At 46.7% G+C, this 16,974-nt stretch carries 11 protein-coding genes; 8 read left to right on the top strand and 3 right to left on the bottom strand.

Translation table 11 applies throughout. The features are described from left to right. Positions 1 to 119: 119 nt before the first annotated feature. From R7190_RS00895 to fecE, 6 genes are all read left to right on the top strand, one after another. Positions 120 to 2,156, top strand: a complete 2,037-nt coding sequence (locus R7190_RS00895) for a TonB-dependent receptor (protein WP_005383467.1) — start codon at positions 120 to 122, stop codon at positions 2,154 to 2,156. 120 nt (positions 2,157 to 2,276) lie between these two features. Then, positions 2,277 to 4,415, top strand: coding sequence for a TonB-dependent siderophore vibrioferrin receptor PvuA (gene pvuA / locus R7190_RS00900; protein WP_161440630.1), 2,139 nt, complete (start codon positions 2,277 to 2,279; stop codon positions 4,413 to 4,415). Positions 4,416 to 4,516: 101 nt separating this feature from the next. Beyond that, complete coding sequence (locus R7190_RS00905; RefSeq protein ID WP_025768676.1) at positions 4,517 to 5,440, top strand: Fe(3+) dicitrate ABC transporter substrate-binding protein FecB; 924 nt, start codon at positions 4,517 to 4,519, stop codon at positions 5,438 to 5,440. 74 nt (positions 5,441 to 5,514) lie between these two features. Next, entirely contained in the window at positions 5,515 to 6,474 is a 960-nt protein-coding gene (locus tag R7190_RS00910) for a FecCD family ABC transporter permease (protein WP_250654690.1), read from the top strand. Beyond that, complete coding sequence (locus R7190_RS00915) at positions 6,471 to 7,442, top strand: FecCD family ABC transporter permease (RefSeq protein ID WP_047102431.1); 972 nt, start codon at positions 6,471 to 6,473, stop codon at positions 7,440 to 7,442. Before R7190_RS00910 ends, R7190_RS00915 begins: the two co-directional genes overlap by 4 nt. 2 nt (positions 7,443 to 7,444) lie before the next feature. Continuing rightward, positions 7,445 to 8,209 carry a Fe(3+) dicitrate ABC transporter ATP-binding protein FecE gene (fecE, locus tag R7190_RS00920; RefSeq protein ID WP_017634499.1) on the top strand — a complete coding sequence of 255 codons (765 nt, stop codon included), beginning with the start codon at positions 7,445 to 7,447 and terminating at the stop codon, positions 8,207 to 8,209. A 117-nt stretch (positions 8,210 to 8,326) separates the two neighbouring features. Here fecE and R7190_RS00925 read toward each other — a convergent pair whose 3' ends face one another. After that, positions 8,327 to 10,213, bottom strand: coding sequence for a methyl-accepting chemotaxis protein (locus R7190_RS00925; protein WP_025768674.1), 1,887 nt, complete (start codon positions 10,211 to 10,213; stop codon positions 8,327 to 8,329). A 364-nt stretch (positions 10,214 to 10,577) separates the two neighbouring features. On the opposite strand from R7190_RS00925, the gene R7190_RS00930 reads away from it, so the two are divergent. Then, positions 10,578 to 13,328: a M16 family metallopeptidase gene (locus R7190_RS00930; protein ID WP_033906636.1), complete on the top strand. Its 2,751-nt coding sequence runs from the start codon at positions 10,578 to 10,580 to the stop codon at positions 13,326 to 13,328. 87 nt (positions 13,329 to 13,415) lie between these two features. On the opposite strand, the gene R7190_RS00935 is transcribed toward R7190_RS00930, so the two are convergent. Further along, positions 13,416 to 13,868, bottom strand: coding sequence for a bactofilin family protein (locus R7190_RS00935; RefSeq protein ID WP_080276973.1), 453 nt, complete (start codon positions 13,866 to 13,868; stop codon positions 13,416 to 13,418). Continuing rightward, a complete protein-coding gene (locus R7190_RS00940; protein WP_005374721.1) occupies positions 13,772 to 14,725 on the bottom strand; it encodes a M23 family metallopeptidase in 954 nt (317 codons plus the stop codon). The genes R7190_RS00935 and R7190_RS00940 overlap by 97 nt, the downstream gene beginning before the upstream one ends. A 427-nt stretch (positions 14,726 to 15,152) precedes the next feature. Between R7190_RS00940 and R7190_RS00945 the strand changes: the two genes are divergently transcribed. Next, positions 15,153 to 16,907: a hypothetical protein gene (locus R7190_RS00945; RefSeq protein ID WP_081248215.1), complete on the top strand. Its 1,755-nt coding sequence runs from the start codon at positions 15,153 to 15,155 to the stop codon at positions 16,905 to 16,907. The last annotated feature ends 67 nt before the right edge of the window (positions 16,908 to 16,974 follow it).

Raw genomic sequence — 16,974 nt, forward strand, 5'->3', positions numbered from 1 at the left:
TTGTTAGTTGTGTTTTTAGGGTAAATAAATATAGAGCATAAAATTAATATTGCAAATAGAAATAATATTTGTTCTTATTTCCATCCGTTGGCTTTATAACAACTAAACGGAATTATGGAATGAATAAATTATTGACCCTGACCCCCTTGGCGGTCGCGATTGGTTCTTCATTAGTAGCACCAAGCGCAGTGGCTTCAGAAGAGACGAACTCAACCCCATCAGCAACTGAAACGATTCAAGTCTTCGGTCATCAGTACGAAGGTTATGCTGAACACATGCCTCAATCAGGCACCAAAACCGATGTGGAATGGCTTGATGTGCCACAAGCGGTATCCGTAGTAACGAAAACAGAAATGCAAGACCGAGGCGCGGTGCGTTTAGTGGATGCGCTAGATGGGGTAGCCGGGGTCAATAACACCTTGGGCGAAGGCAGCCGCGATCAGTTCATGATCCGTGGTTTTGATTCACTCAACGATATGTACCGTGATGGCTTGCGAGATGACGGTACGTTGCAGTCTTACCGCAGCTTAGCGAACGTTGAACGCGTTGAAATTGTGAAAGGCCCTGCGGGTGCTTTGTATGGCCGTGGTTCGGCTGGGGGCATCATCAACTTGGTGACGAAACGCGCTAACGGTGAGAATTTTACTCACGTAAACGGTAGTGTAGGCAGCAACAACCAATATGTTGGTCAGGTCGACAGCTCAATGGCGTTTACAGATAAGGTCAACGGGCGTATTAACTTGGAATACCGTCAAGCCGACTCGTACGTTGATCATGTTGATTCAAACGATTTCTTCATTGCACCGACCATTCGTGTGTTACCAGCGGAAGGTCACACCATTGATATTGACGTGGAATACGCCCATCAAGAACTAGTGCCGTATCGTGGTGTGCCATCAAAAAATGGCAAGCCAGTTGATTTGCCAGTAAGCACTTACTTTGGCGGTACAAACGACTATCAGGAGTCAGACAGTCTCCGTATTGCGGTGGATTACGAATGGCGTCTGAATGATCAATGGGTATGGAACAACCGAGCGGCGTTCAACCATATCGAACTTGAGCAAAAAGGCACGCGTCAGGGCAAAGTGACGGGTAATGAAGTGTCTCAAACCGTCAACAACTTTGGTTACGATCCACGTACTACGACCACTTTACAATCTGAGTTGGTTTGGGAAACCAGGGACAATCAATTGATGGTGGGTGCAGATTTCAACCAGATCGATATCGACCTAACGTTGGCAAGTGACAAAACGCTTCCTCCGCAAAATATATACGACCCAGTCGTTGGTCCAACGCCTGATCCGGGCTTTAAGCCATTTCGTGACAATACCACCACCACGACAGGTTTGTATGTGCAAGACGTCTATACGTGGGGCGACCTTTCTTTGATCGGTAACGTGCGTTACGACTCGATGGAGCTCGAACAACAAAAAGCGGGCTCAGATAAGGAAAAGTTGGATGATGACAAAGTCAGCTACCGTGCTGGTTTGGTATACCGCATCAATTCCGACACATCCGTATACGCCAGTTTAGCGCGCTCTTGGCAGTTACCGTACGCTGGTATCTACATCAATCCAAAATTGGCGGAATTCTTCCACACCGACTTAAAAGAGGTGGGTGCGAAAGCGTACCTTTTGGATAACGCATTAATGTTGAATGCGGCACTGTTCCAAATTGATCAAGAGCAACCACAAACTAACGTGGACGGCGATGTGATCGATAAAATTGAAGTGCGTCACCAAGGCATTGAATTAGAGGCTCGCGGCCAAATCACCAAACAGTGGGACATCTCTGTTGGTTACAGCTACTTAGATGCGGAAGACAAAGCCACAGGCAAAAAGCCTAACGATGTATCAGACCACTTGTTCTCTCTTTGGAGCACTTACCAATTGGATGACAACTGGCGTTTAGGCGGTGGTGTGAAGTACGTGGGCGACCGTTACGCAGGTAACGACGAAGCCGTCGCACTTGGCGATTACACAACGGTGGATTTGATGGCGGCGTACACCACTGGTCGTCACAAAATCCAAGCGAACGCTTACAACATTTTGGATGAGAAATACATTCTCGGCGCAACAAACGGCACGTCTGGCTTAAACCAGATTGGCTACGGCGCACCAGCCGAGTTCATGCTCAGCTACGGATATCAGTTCTAGGCTTTTTGTGCGTAGTTAGCGCCTGTTAGCCGATTTTTGCCTCATATTGAGGATGTTTAGCCCCTAGAGCCTACGGGATGTATTCTGCCCGAGGCTCAATTTCTCGCAAAGGAGATCTTAATGTCTTACCAGAATTTGGATGGTAAAGTGCGTGTACGTGCTGGTTTGTCTACCACTTACAGTGTGCTTGCGATTGCAATCGCTTTTGCCACATCCATGAGCGCGGTTGCTGCTCCTGCTAAAAAAGAACAAACTACCACGATGGAAACCGTCGTTGTCACTGGTAGCGTGATTGGTAAATCTGAAATTGAAGACGTCAAAGAGTACCCAGGTGCTCGTACCGTCATTACCCGCGATCAAATCGAGAAAACCGCCGCAGGCTCGATTGATAACGCGCTACAGCGCGTGCCGGGTATTAAAGTTCAGGATGAAAGCGGAACGGGCGTATTGCCTAACATTTCCGTACGTGGTTTGAAAGCAAGCCGTAGTGGTCATGCTCAGTTCTTGATGGATGGTGTACCGCTAACACTTGCGCCATATGGTCACACTGGTCAGTCTATCTTCCCAGCAACACTGTCGATGCTTGATCGTATTGACATTGTACGCGGTGGTGCCGCAGTACAGTACGGCCCAAACAACGTCGGTGGTGTGATCAACTTAGTGACCAAACCGATTCCACACACGTGGCAAACTGAAATCAGTAACCGCCTTACCGTGTTTGATGGCGGTGATGCGCCGCTGAATGATTTTTACCTACGCACGGGCGGCTGGTTAAGCGACACATTTGCACTACAGTTGGAAGGTAACTTCCTAAAAGGTGAAAGCTTCCGTGAACATTCCGATACGGACGTGAAGAACTTCCAAGCCAAAGCACAGTGGCTACTGAGTGACACTCAAGAGATTCAAGCATTCCTGCAACGTTACGATGCTGAAACGCAAATGCCGGGCGCACTTTCGCCACAAGATTACGAGCAAGATCGTCACCAATCGAAACGTCCTTACGATGATTATGAAGGTAAGTCGACGCGCTGGAGTGTTAAGTACATCCACGATTTGCCATTTGCCGACAGTGCCGAGCTAGAAGTGCTAACGTTTGGCCATAAGTCAGAGCGTCTTTTCAAGTGGGGCTTTAACAGCGCGGGTGGCCATTGGGCGGATCCGGCTCTGCCAGCGACGGACGTTCGTACCTCTCCACGTGAATTTACCGTGTATGGTATAGAGCCAAAAATGGCGATGTACTTTGGCGAAGGTAAATCCGTTACTCAAAACTGGATCGTGGGTACCCGTTATGTTAATGAAGACATTGACTACAAACTCACTCAGACTCCAATCGCCGGTGGTGCAACCAGCGTTCCGCGTGATTGGCATCTAGATACGGACGCGTTTGCTGGATACGTTAGCAACGAAATTGGTTTGTTCAATGATACATTGAAGGTAACGCCTGGGTTGCGTGTTGAGTCGGTTCGAATGACGTTTACCGATCGTGGTAAAAAACAAACGGCAGACAACACCGTGACGGAATGGTTGCCAGGTTTGACGGTGGCATACAACTTAACTGACCAGTGGGTGACGTATGCGAACGCGCAAAAATCACTTCGTGCGCCACAAATTGCCTACATCCGAGGTTTGGGTGAAGAAGGTAGCGAACTGGCTTGGAACTACGAAGTCGGCGCGCGTTACACCCAAGATGCGACCAGCTTTAACGCTGCACTTTATCGCATCGACTTTGAAGATCAATTGCAATGGCAAAGCTCAACGCAGACCTTCGATAACATCGGAAAAACACTTCACCAAGGCATAGAGCTTTCTGCTCGTTACGTGCCTGAAGCACTACCTGCACTGAGTTTAGGCGCAAGCTACAACTATCTAGACGCTACGCTTGAAGAAGAAGGCGCGAATAAAGGTAATCAACTGCCTTACACCTCTAAGCATCAGCTTGGTTGGGATGCAACCTACGCATTTTACGGCATGGACACCACGCTATCGGGCTTCTACTTTAGTGATTCGTATACCGATAACGCCAACACCAGTGCCGAAGATGCAACTGGCGCAACGGGTAAAGTACCATCTTACATGGTGTGGAACTTCAACTTGGGGACGGATTTATACAAAGACGACAAAGGCAAGTTACGCATGAATGTTGCGGTGAACAACTTGTTTGACGAGGAGTATTACTTCCGCGGGATTGATACAAGCCCAGTTGGTCGGTACCCAGCTCCGGGACGCTCTTACACACTGGATCTGAACTATCAGTTTTAAGCGTTTCGTTCACCGAGTTTGAAAAGAAAAGTCGCCAATTTACCTTGGCGACTTTGCCGATCTTAGGTAATGGAAAACTCTTAGCACTGGAAAAAAGCAAGATGAAAAATAAAAAACAATTTACGATCAAACACTTTTCAACAGTTTTGCTGATGCTGTTGAGCTCAGCTTTGATGTCATTTAGCGCATTTTCTCAGGCGCGCAGCGTGCAAGATGAGCAAGGCACTTTTGAGCTAGAAGCGATACCTCAACGTATTGTGGTTTTAGAATTTTCGTTTGTCGATGCATTAGCGGCAGTCGATGTCTCACCTGTAGGCGTCGCCGATGACAACGATGCCACACGAGTCATTCCTGCTGTTCGTGCCAAGGTTGGTCCTTGGCAATCGGTCGGCATGCGCTCGCAACCGAGTTTAGAGGCGATTGCGGTGCTCAAGCCGGATTTGATCATTGCTGATGCAGAACGTCATCGCGCGATTTATCAAGATTTGCAGCGAATTGCGCCAACTTTGCTGTTAAAAAGCCGTGGTGAGACATATCAAGAAAATCTCGAATCCGCACACAAAATCGGCGTGGCAATTGGCAAACAAGCGAAAATGACACAACGAATTGAGCAGCACAAACAGACAATGGCGGAGTTCAAACAGCATTTTGCAACACAAGAAACCATTCAGTTTGGTGTGGTTTCTGACAAAGGGATGTGGTTGCATAGCCCGGTTTCTTACGCTGGGGGCGTTTTGAGTATGCTGGGCATCCAAAGCCCGCTGGCTCCATCTGAGCAAAAAGCGTATATCCCAACCAGTTTCGAACTTTTACTAAAAACCAACCCTGATTGGTTGTTAGTTGGACTTTACTCTCAACCAAATATTGTGGATGAGTGGCGCAAAAATCCATTGTTTAAGTTGCTAACTGCTGCGAAAAAACAGCAACTTGTTGAGGTTTCTCCTGAACTGTGGTCGTTAAATCGCGGCATGTTGGCTGCGGAAGAAATTGCCCGCAATCTTGAAGCGTTATTGGAGCGCTCATGAGTGCGGCGATAAGCTCGGAAAGCGCGTCTTCGGTTAGCAAATCGCATTGGAAAGCGAGCTTGTTTGTCTGTGCTATGGCGTTGTGTACGCTCTCAGGCTATGCAGCCTCAATGATTGGCTGGTCCAACTTTTCTTTGAGCGTTAATGATCTGACAAGCTATTGGTTTGCGTTTGATGAGGGCAATATGCTGCATCAAATCCTCGCGACGCTGCGTGCGCCTCGTGCCTATGCTGGGTTATTAATTGGCGCTTCGCTTGCGGTATCCGGAGTGCTGATGCAAGGATTAACTCGTAACCCTTTGGCGTCGCCATCCATTCTCGGCATTAATGCTGGTGCGGCTTGTTTTATGGCCTTGGCGTCCATCGGCGTACCATTCTTTAGTCAATTGAACTCAATCATCAACGCAGTACTCGGCGCGCTACTAAGTGGTGGTGCGGTCATGTTGTTGGGCGGTTTTTTTTCCGCGCGTTCTCACCCATTGCGTTTAGTGCTAGCGGGCATTGCCATCAGTGCACTGCTGATAGGGTTAACTCGTGCGTCGGTAATTTTGGCGGATGACATGGCTTACAGCGTGTTGCATTGGTTAACGGGTTCACTCTCCGCGGTAGATTCTGAACAGTGGCAGCAACTGTGGCCTTTTGCGACTTTAGGTTTGGTGCTCGCCATGGGCTTAGCGCGAAACTTAAATTTACTCGCGTTGGGGGACGAAGTTGCTGTTGGGCTAGGTGGTAACATTCGTCTTACGCGATTTATCAGTGGTTTAGCGGTTGTGCTGTTGGCAGGAACTAGCGTAGCGATTGCTGGGCCAATTGGCTTTGTCGGGTTGTTAGTGCCGCACTTGGTACGCCCGATTGTTGGTCACAACTATCACATTCTCATTCCGGTTTCCGCCTTGTGTGGCGCGGCATTGGTGACGTGGTCAGATGCTTTATCACGAGCGATTGCTTTTCCGGCTGAAACGCCAGTGGGCGTGATTACCGCGCTGTTGGGCACACCTTGCTTTATCGCGATTGCAATGAGGAAATCATCATGATGAATCAAACCAAACTGTTTGCATTAGTTGGATTGTTGCTGATTGCGTCTTCTCTCACGCTGTTTGTTGGTGCGGCGAACATGTCGGCTCAACAGGTTTTTGCATTACTGTTTTCTTTCTCTGACTCGGACTTTGTGATTCACCAATATCGATTACCGAGAATGTTGCTCGCCATTGGCGTGGGCGCTGGGTTGGGGCTGTCAGGCGTTTTAGTTCAAGGCGTCATCCGTAATCCACTTGCCTCACCAGATTTAATGGGGATAAGCGCCGGAGCAGGACTGGCGGCTACCGCTTGTTTGGTGCTGTATCCGAATGCGCCAGTGGCAATGTTGCCGATGGTCGCCATGGCGGGAGGCTTGCTTGCTGCTGGCTTTATTGCTGTGCTGGCTTACTGGTCGAAACCAACACCAGCACGTTTGGCGCTGATTGGTGTTGCTGTCAGCGCATTTTTAGCTAGCGGTATCGATTTTCTTCTGATTGTGCACCCTATTGAAATCAACACGGCGATGGTATGGCTAACCGGCAGTTTGTGGGGACGAAACTGGCAACAAGTGCCGTTTATTTGGAGTGCTTTATTGCTGCTACTACCATTGGCGTTTTGGCTGGCTTGGCGGCTAGATGTTATGGGACTGGGAGAAGAAAGCGCCACTACACTTGGCACGAAACCAAGACAGATCCAAATTATTGCGTTGATTGCTGCCGTGCTATTGGCGAGTATCAGTGTGTCTGTGGCAGGCACGATCAGCTTTGTTGGCCTGCTTGCGCCGCATCTTGCGCGTTTGCTGTTTGGCCACAACCACAAGTTGTTGATTCCAGCCGCTGCAACCCTTGGCGCTTTGTTGGTGATTTGCGCCGATGGTTTAGCGAGAGGCTTACAGCCACCAATTGAGCTACCAGCGGGAGTGCTGACATCTGTTATTGGCGCACCATATTTCATTTTTCTTTTGTATCGTTATAGAGGTTGGTAAGCATGTTACGAACGCAGAACTTATCCGTCGCGTACGGCAAACAGACCATCATTCCAGATCTCTCTTTGTCGATTCCTCAAGGTAAAATTACCGCACTAGTTGGTCCAAATGGTTGCGGTAAATCGACACTATTAAAAACCTTGGTACGCATCAATAAACCCGCTTCTGGCCAAGTGTTGTATGACGACAAACCACTAAGCAGCTACGGTGATAAACGCTTGGCGCGTTCGTTGTCTTTGCTGCCGCAGATTCTTGTCAGTCCTGAAGGTATTACCGTCAGAAAACTGGTCGAATATGGCCGCTCGCCTTATCTCTCTCATTGGGGCCGGTTAAGTCAACAAGACAAGACCTTAGTCGAGCAAGCAATGCAAGATACTGGCGTGATTGAGTTTGCTGACAAGCCAGTTGAATCGCTGTCTGGCGGTCAAAGGCAAAGGGCGTGGATTGCGATGGTAATGGCGCAAGATACCGACGTAGTGATGCTTGATGAGCCAACCACTTACTTGGATCTCTCTCACCAAGTTGAGCTGATGAAACTCATGAGGCAGATGAACGACAAAGGCAAAACAGTGGTCGTAGTGCTGCACGATCTAAACCAAGCGTGCCGTTACTGCGATCATTTGGTGGTGTTGGAAAAAGGTCAGTTAGTCACGCAGGGAACACCGCAAGAGGTAATGACAGAAGGCATGTTGTCATCGGTGTTTGATTTACAAGCGAGAGTATTTAATGACCCAATCTCAGGCACGCCGATGTGTGTGGCGGTGTAGGTTTACGTCTTTGGAAAGCTATCTGCAATAAAAACGTCGATCCATAAAAACAAACCCCGCTAGTAACAAAGTTGCTAGCGGGGTTTGTTGTTTTTAAGAGCGTCCTTAATGTGGCGTTTAAGCCAGTTTAAACGTCGCCACTTTCGAGTTGAGATCCTCAGCTTGCGATTTCAGCTCAGCAGATTGATTCATCGATTCTTCGGCACCAACTACCAAGTGATCGGTCACATCTTTAATGGACGTGACATTTTGCGTGATTTCATTGGTTACGTGCGTTTGCTCTTCGGCGGCGGTCGCGATTTGCGTTGCCATATCGCTGATCAGCGCAACGGCCGCGTTGATTTCATCCAGAGCCAGTGCTGCGCGATCTGCATCTTCCACCGAACCTTGCGCGAGCTGAGAGCTTGTATCCATGATGGTCACAGCGCGTTGTGTGGTTTGCTGCAAGGTCTCGATCGTCGAGCGAATCTCTTCGGTTGAGGTGTGTGTGCGTTGTGATAGCACGCGAACCTCGTCTGCAACAACGGCAAAACCGCGACCTTGTTCACCTGCACGCGCAGCTTCAATCGCCGCATTCAGAGCCAGTAAGTTGGTTTGTTCTGCGATGTCTCGAATCGTTGATAGTACGGTTGAGATGTCTTGCGCGTGCTGGTTGAGCTCGCCGATGACAACGCTCGCTTGGTTGACTTCAGAAGACAAATTGTTGATGGATGACTTGGAGTTGATCACTAACTCATGACCATTTTGTGTGCTCGCTGAAGAGTCTTGAGCGGCTTTAGCCGTCTGCTCTGCATGTGCTGCAATCTCTTGCGTTGCCGATGCCATTTCAGTCACAGCGGTCGCCACCATCGTGATTTCTTGTTGCTGATGGTTCAGATCGGAAACCGATTGATTCGCGCGATTCGTGCTCAGCTCCGATTGTTGGCTCAGTTCTTCCGCTTGGTGACGAATGTGACCAATAAGTTGCTGCAAACTTTCAACGAACTGGTTGAAGTTTTCAGCCAGCTCACCAACTTCGTCACGGTTTTCTACTTTGATGCGTTGAGTCAGATCGCCGCTACCGTTGGCGATTTGCGCAAGCGCATTCGAAACATTGTAGAGCGGACGGAACAAGATGTTACATAGCAGGTTAAACAAAGCCACACAGATAACGACGACGATAGTGGTTGCGATGATTTGATCCCAAACTGCATCGTAAAGTGGGGCAACCAACGAGTTTTGATCTAACACTGTGACCGTTGTGAGTTTGGTACCCTCTATGTGGCGCGCGTAAATCACATATTCGGTGCCGTTAATAGAGACGCGACGCTCTGTACCTGAACGTGCGGCAGACGTAATGTCGTTGTTGTTGAGGCCCAGCTTGCTAACCGGTTGATTCAGCAGTTTACCGTTGTTATGAGTGAAAATATTGCCCTGTTCATTGGCAATAAACATATAACCTTCACCCGGTAGGATCACTTGGTTGAGACTGTTCAGGATATCACCGATCTCTACGTCAGCACCCAGAACGACGGTTTGACCATGCAATTGCAGGGCTTTACCGAGCGACACGACGTTAGCCCCCGTGGCAGCTGCGACGGTCGGGTTATCCATAAAGACTTTCGATGGGTTGGCGATTGCATTGGTGTACCAGCCCCACTTACGAGGATCGTTATTACCTGGTGGCAAAACCACCCCATTAGCGTTGTCTTGTGACCCGTCCGGGTAAGCGAGGAAAACGTTATCGAACGCGCCAGAGTCTCGGACTTGTTTCAAATGCGTAACCAGAGAACGTTTCTCTGAATCAGAAGAGAGTGAAGTCAGTGCGCGCTCTTTAGAGAGTAGCCAGTCCTTTACGTATTGATTGTAAGATGCGCTAGTGCTTTCTAGTCGCTGTGCGACTTCGACATCGAGCCTATTTAATGAATCTCGAAAAGACAGCCCCTCTACCAGCACTCCCCCTAGAATGATGGCGGCACTGGCAGAGATTGCCAGTTTGTTTTTTAATGATAGATTTTTGAACATAAAGCGAATAATAGATCTTTGAATAATAGTTGTTGTGTTTTTATTCTCATCAGTGCTCTCTGCGCTGTTGAATATGCAGCAGAAAGTCAGATTCGAATCTGTTCAATAATTATATTTTATTGCTCAAAATAAATACTGACTCCATGTCGCGAATTTGAGTTTTACACCAAATAAGCAAAAGGATTTGGAACGATATTATTTATGTATTTGTAAAGTAAGGATTTGTCGATTTTTGTAAATGAGAATTGATTTCAATAAATGGTGATCTTTATCACATTTGCGTGTCTGATAATCCATTAAAAATGTGAAGGTTATAGCACCGGATATATATTGATTAGCTTAATCATTGTTATGGGCAATCGTTATGCGCAGTATATTGTTAGTCCCCGCGTTATTAGTGTCAGGGTGTGCTCTGATACAACAGTCGACGCCGATTCAACCTGACGCCAACTGGCACGTGGACCAGTTATCGAACGGTATGAAATACCATCTCTATCCAACAGAAGACCAAGAAGTCTCGGTCCGTTTGGTGATGAATATCGGCTCATTCCAAGAAACATCTTCTCAAAAGGGTTACGCTCACTTTGTTGAGCATATGGCGTTTAATGGTAGTGAGCATTTTACCGGTAACGACGTTGTCAAACTTTTTGAGCAATCTGGTGGTAGCTTTGGCGCTGATATCAACGCTTTTACCAGTTATCAGCAAACGTCTTACCAACTTGACCTTGCGAATAATACGAAGCTAGAAGATGCCCTGAAGTGGATGAGAGATATCGGTAACGGACTTGAGTTTGCTCCTGAGCAAGTAGAGAAAGAAAAAGGGGTGATTCTCGGGGAATGGCGACGTGCTAATCCAGATGATAAGTCCTTTTCTATGCATGCTTACCAAGCCTCGATTGAAGGCACTATGTATGGTGAGCATGACCCAATTGGTACTCGCGAAGCGATTCAAAATGCTTCCTCAAGTAAGTTAAAGGCGTTTTACGACAAGTGGTACCAGCCACAAAATGCCGAGTTGATTGTGACTGGTAATATCGACGTAGATTCACTGTCCAAGATTATCAAAAGCAAGTTCTCGAACTGGGAAAGTACCTCGGATACGGTAATAGAGAAGCGCCGTGATATTCGAGTGAACAACGAAAACAGAATCTTGCCAAGTAACACGATGGAATCACCAAGTCTTCATTTAGTGATTGAGCGTGGTCTAAGTGGCAGCGCGACGATTGAGCAACAACATGAAGTGTGGCGTGATGAAGTCGCAACACAACTCATTCAACAGCGTTTGATCCGTGTACTCAGTGATGCCGCTGAACCTTTTCAATACGCTTATGCAGAGCCCTATTACTCTAACTATCAGCGTATGATGTCGGCAGGGATTTCGTTTGCACCAGATCGCCGCGAACAAATGCACCAGACTTTCATTCGTACCTTGGCGTCGTTAAGAGATTATGGTGCGACTCAATCCGAGTTAGATAGCGTTATGTCAAATTGGCAAGGTGAACTTGCAAATATTGATTCAGATTGGAGTCAGCGTAAGCCAAACAGTTACGCAGAAGCACGTGTTTTTCAAATTGGACAAGACAGTGTCAGCCAATCAAAAGAGAATTATGCCCAGAGTTTGGCAGAATTCATCAACAACGAGAATTTAGAGAGCATTAACACACAATTGACGGCTTTGTTATCTCAGCAGCCAAGCTTTTTTATTGGTTTGGGGAAAAGCGAAACGTCAGAACAGTTCAATGGTGTATTTGCCGCTCTAAACAGTGCCTATCTTCAAACTGGCGAAAAACCGTTAGAGATGTATGACAAAGTGGATGGATTCTTAAAGCCTACCCAGGAAGGCAGCATCACGAGCATGCGTCAGGAAGCGGGTGGTTTTCAAGTCTATACGCTATCAAACGGTATCGAAGTGTGGTTCCAAAAAGATACTAAAGCGGGTGGTCGAGCGTATATTTACTATGCGAGCCAAGGTGGTAAAGCCGCTGTTGATCCGACGTTGTATGCCGCTTATGAAATCGCAGCAACAACGGCAATACGCAGTGGGTTAGGGACATTTTCTGGTTCAGAGCTAGATAGCTACTTACGCAAAAACAACATTGCGCTTGGCGCGATGCTTGATGCGACCAGTCACGGAGCTCAAATTACGGCGCCAAATACGCACCTAACTGATGCTTTGAATGGACTATACAACCTAGCGACGGAGATTAAAGTCGACGAGCGCCAGATGGAAGCAGCGAAGCAAGAGTTTAAACAGCAGAGCGGCGCTTTTTTTGAATCACCGATGGGAAAACTGATTCAAAAAGCAAACGGCAATTCTTATTTGCCGGGTAGTCGTCATCGTATAGTGTCCAGTGATGATGTTGAACAAGTGACTTCCGAGCAGATACTAGCGGTGCATGAGCAACTTTTCAAAACCAATGATGGTTTTAAGATGGTTATTGTTGCAAACGTAGAGCCGGAAGAAATTACACCACTTTTGCGTAAGTATGTGGCCTCTATCGAAATGAAACCGAGTCGTTCGATTGATTATCACGTTGCGTTTAACCCGGAAGTGCCGGAGCGAACTGTGGTTGCGGATGGGCATGAACCTTCATCGTTGTATGTAATGCGTTTGACTAATACGAGCGATTACCAACGTACGGCAAGAGACACGGTTATCGAAGATATTTTGCAACGTATTAGTAATGCACGTGTTTTGGATATTGTGCGAGAAGAGTCTAGCCTTGATTACAGCCCGAGCATTTACACCATGACACAAGATCGCGAACCCATCTCTGATTGGCTCTTGGAGTCTCAAGTTGAGCCCGAAGACGTGGCACTTTTAGAGAGTAAACTGGGCAAAGTGTTTGATGGTTTAGCGTCAAATATTACCCAAAAAGAAGTGGATACGGCCGCGAAACAACTGGCAGTCGCGATGCAAGGATTGGATGACAACCCAGCACAGAGATCATGGGCATATACTCGTTATTTGGTGCATGATTACGGCGTCGATGTGTTGCTTGACGTTGAGAAAGTGGCTAAGAGTGTGACGTTAGATGAAGTGAAAGCGCATGCAAAATCAGCTTTTGGTCCACAAGCAAAACGCTCGGTAATGGTTTTAAATCCGGCCGAATAATCACGTAGTTTCTGACGAAAATCGTGGCAATAGTAATAAAAAAGACGGCGTGAAAGCCGTCTTTTTTAAGCACTTTAATCAAAGCTTTTATGCTGATTTACGCGAAAGTCGCTTTTCATTGTTGGTGTTATTTTCTTTTGTGATCGCACTGTCTTGAGCCTTACCCTTTAACGTTACCACTTCCTTTTCAGGTAATTCGGCTGCTTCACCAAAGAATTTGCCACCAGGTTCAATGCTGAGGTTATTGCTCCAGATCCTACCGCTTACGCGTCCCTTGGCAAGCACTTGAATGTGTTCTGCGTGACAGTTTCCGTCCATCATGCCATTAATGATCAGCTGTTTAGCGTAGATTTCACCGTTTACTCGCCCGCTTTCTGCGACAACGAGAGTGCCTTCCACGTTAATTTGACCATCGACGATGCCATCAATCTGGACATCGTTTTCTACTTTGAGTTCTCCGCTAAGAGAACAGCCTTTGGCGATGAGAGTTGAAGCTGCTGAGCTACTCGTTGTTCCACTGTTTTGATTAAAGATTCCCATCGTATTCTTCGCTCCTTAGTAAAAATGTCTTCGAAATCATTAAGGCTCCAATCGACAAATGGTTTCGGATTCAGTGCTCGCCCAACAAATCGCACCTCGTAATGCAGGTGAGGGCCAGAAGAGAGCCCACTGTTGCCGGAAATTGCAATCAGCTGCCCTTTTTTGACGAACTGACCACTTTTTACTTTGAACGCTTTCAAGTGCGAATAAGAACTCGAAAAACCGAAAGAGTGTTGCAGCCTGAGGAAGTTACCAGAGCCTTTATTACTGCGGCGGGTGACTTCCACTACCCCATCGGCAGGGGCATAAATTTTGGTGCCGATATTTACGGCAAAATCGAGCCCACGATGCATCTTGGCAACTTTTGTCACCGGATGGATACGCTTACCGAATCCGGAAGATAGCCGTACGTTGCCGACTGGAGAGCCACTTGGTATTTGGTTTAATAACACCATGCGAACGTTTGAGGTTATCGCCGCCGCATCGAGCCTAGCATCCAAGTTGTTTGTCGAGGTATGTTCTCCAACCCCAAGCACTTTCTCTAGTTCACCCAAACGTTCCGAAACAAGTTGTACCCGTTCTTCCCGTTCTGAAAGGTCATTTTCTAGCTCTGATTTAAGTGTTTTCAGTGTGCTGAGCTCTTCACCCATGGTGCGTGAATGCTCTGTCAATTCAGCTTGTTTTAACGCTGCATTATCAACGCGAGTGTACAAGTGATGAATTAAGATTACGGTCGCGGCCAGAGCAACAACAAAAAAAACGAAAAACGTTTTTATGTTGCGTTGCATCCTTTTACTGAAGTACCAATGTCTTGAGCCATTGATAGTTGATATAGAGATCGTCAACTGGTCTTTCATCGTCTTCTATTGCTCGTATTTGGTATACGTCTCGTCACTGAGTTAGTAGGAATGTAAGGAAAACGAGTAGGGACTGCCAGAGGCAAATTGGAAAGAAGTGTCAGGTCGTGAGGCGTTTTCAGATATTAGATAAAAGACTCAATAAAGATTTAATATTCTGCTGATTTTGGTCGTAATTACTCCAAATCGTTTCATTTAACTGAATATTATGATTTTTAAGGCGGTTATCCGAGAAATTGGATTGTGAATATTGCCAATAGCATCCGCACGCAATTCAACTTACTTCACGGTTTGCCTTATAAATGTTGGATAATTTATCAAACCGACATTCATTACATCGATAACTTGTTTATGATAGCGGTTGATATAAAGCACTATTCATTGGCTTTAAACCTAAGCGTTACATTTCGTTTAGGAACACATAACTATGACAACGGAGTTGGTCGTGAAAAAACTACTATTGGCTACAGCAGTGGTCGCAGCAGCAGGGGGCGCTGGCTACCTGTACCAAAACAATATTACCGCGAGTGATGCAGGCTCACTGTTAACGCAAGTTCCTGCAGATTCACTTATGGTGACGTATCAGACAGAACCTTTTAACCATTATAAATACATGAACGCATTCGGTACGGCGAATCAAGGCTCGATTGCAGAACTTTTTGCCGATGAACCACTGTCTCCACAACAGCAGTTTGCAGTTAACTTATTCGATGGATACCTAGAGAGTGCTGCGTCGCCAGAAACATTAAAAGCTTATTTGGGCACCGGGGAAAACATTAATCCTGTGTTGTACACAATTGGTATGGTACCGGTGTACAAAGTGGATATTGAAGACCCTGCCGCGTTATGGAAAACACTGGATCATGAAGAGCAGATGAGCGGCGCTAAGCATGAGTTGGTTAAGCTTGGTGAAGTCGAGTATCGTCGTTACGAGATGACTGATTCAATTGACCCGCAGGACGGTATTGGCTTGGTTGTAGCCGTGGTTGATAACGTGCTTACGTTAACGGTTGATGTTCCGCAACTGGGCGTTCAAAACCCGATTAAAATGGCATTAGGGCTTGAAGCACCAAGTCAAAATATTGCTGAGAGTGGACGTCTTGAGGCGTTGCAAGCCAAATACGGTGAAAACAACAACTCTTTTGGTTACTTTGATCATCGCGAAGTGATTAAAGGTTTGACGACGAAAGATGGCAATATGTTTGCTCGTCAAATTAGCACGTTGGATGCAATAGATCCTGAACCAACTATTGAGGAAATGCGTTCACCAGCCTGCCATACTGAGCTTACTCAAGTTGCAGAAAACTGGCCTCAGTCCGTCGCGTTTGCAGAATACAAGATGAAAGGCGATCAGGCGTTCATTAAAGGTTCTTTTGTTATTGAGTCCAACAATAAAGCGATTCTAGATGCGCTCAAGTCGATTCGTGGTGTATTGGCTGAGTCTAAAAGTGATAAGAGTTTCTTTAGTATGGCGCTTGGTTTAGACATTAATACTCTAGCGCCATCGATTGGTCAGATTTGGGCTGACTTGACCCAGCCTCAATATCAATGCTCTTTATTGACACAAATGCAGCAAGAGATGGGCGGCCAGAATCCAGCAGCCGCTGTAAGCATGGGGTCAGGCATGGTTAATGGCCTTAAAGGGTTAAGCCTGCAAATGTTTGATATCAAAGTAGATACTAATGCTCAGCATGGTGAAGTATTTAGCCAGCTAGATGGTATGTTGTCTCTTTCTGCCAATGATCCAATGATGCTTATTCAAACTGCGCAAATGTTCGTTCCTGAACTTGCTCAATTGCAAATTCAACCGGATAACCAACCTGTTAATGTCAGTGACCTATTAGAAATGCATACTGGCATGAAGGTGGACGTGTTTGCTCGTCTAAACGAAAACCATTTCACCCTTTACAGTGGTGATAGTGCTGCGGAAGCAAGCAAAGAAGTGATGGCGCAATCACTTTCTCCAAATGGCTTGTTCAGCTTTGATTTTGATTCAGAGCGTATTTTGGAAGTGTTAGAGAGTGCGTCGTCAATCACAGGGGAGCCGGTTCCGGATGATGTTGTCAAAAGCTTACAAGGCGAGCTTGTTGGTGGTATGACGATGGACGTGACAGACCAAGGTATTGGTTTTGAGTTTGATTACCGCGGTGCAACTAAACCTGTAACGGTTGCACAGCAGTAACACATTGCGTAGAAAAAGGCGGCTTGAAGCCGCCTTTTGTTATTATGTACCGTATTAAAAAGCGAGT

Source organism: Vibrio sp. 1078-1, assembly GCF_033340475.1.

Bases quoted from the DNA above. Each gene is read 5' to 3' on its own strand.
- R7190_RS00940 (WP_005374721.1), bottom strand. From the start codon at position 14,725: ATGAAAGACCAGTTGACGATCTCTATATCAACTATCAATGGCTCAAGA.
- R7190_RS00945 (WP_081248215.1), top strand. From the start codon at position 15,153: ATGACAACGGAGTTGGTCGTGAAAAAACTACTATTGGCTACAGCAGTG.
- R7190_RS00925 (WP_025768674.1), bottom strand. From the start codon at position 10,213: ATGTTCAAAAATCTATCATTAAAAAACAAACTGGCAATCTCTGCCAGT.
- fecE (WP_017634499.1), top strand. From the start codon at position 7,445: ATGTTACGAACGCAGAACTTATCCGTCGCGTACGGCAAACAGACCATC.
- pvuA (WP_161440630.1), top strand. From the start codon at position 2,277: ATGTCTTACCAGAATTTGGATGGTAAAGTGCGTGTACGTGCTGGTTTG.
- R7190_RS00905 (WP_025768676.1), top strand. From the start codon at position 4,517: ATGAAAAATAAAAAACAATTTACGATCAAACACTTTTCAACAGTTTTG.
- R7190_RS00930 (WP_033906636.1), top strand. From the start codon at position 10,578: ATGCGCAGTATATTGTTAGTCCCCGCGTTATTAGTGTCAGGGTGTGCT.
- R7190_RS00895 (WP_005383467.1), top strand. From the start codon at position 120: ATGAATAAATTATTGACCCTGACCCCCTTGGCGGTCGCGATTGGTTCT.
- R7190_RS00910 (WP_250654690.1), top strand. From the start codon at position 5,515: ATGGCGTTGTGTACGCTCTCAGGCTATGCAGCCTCAATGATTGGCTGG.
- R7190_RS00915 (WP_047102431.1), top strand. From the start codon at position 6,471: ATGATGAATCAAACCAAACTGTTTGCATTAGTTGGATTGTTGCTGATT.
- R7190_RS00935 (WP_080276973.1), bottom strand. From the start codon at position 13,868: ATGGGAATCTTTAATCAAAACAGTGGAACAACGAGTAGCTCAGCAGCT.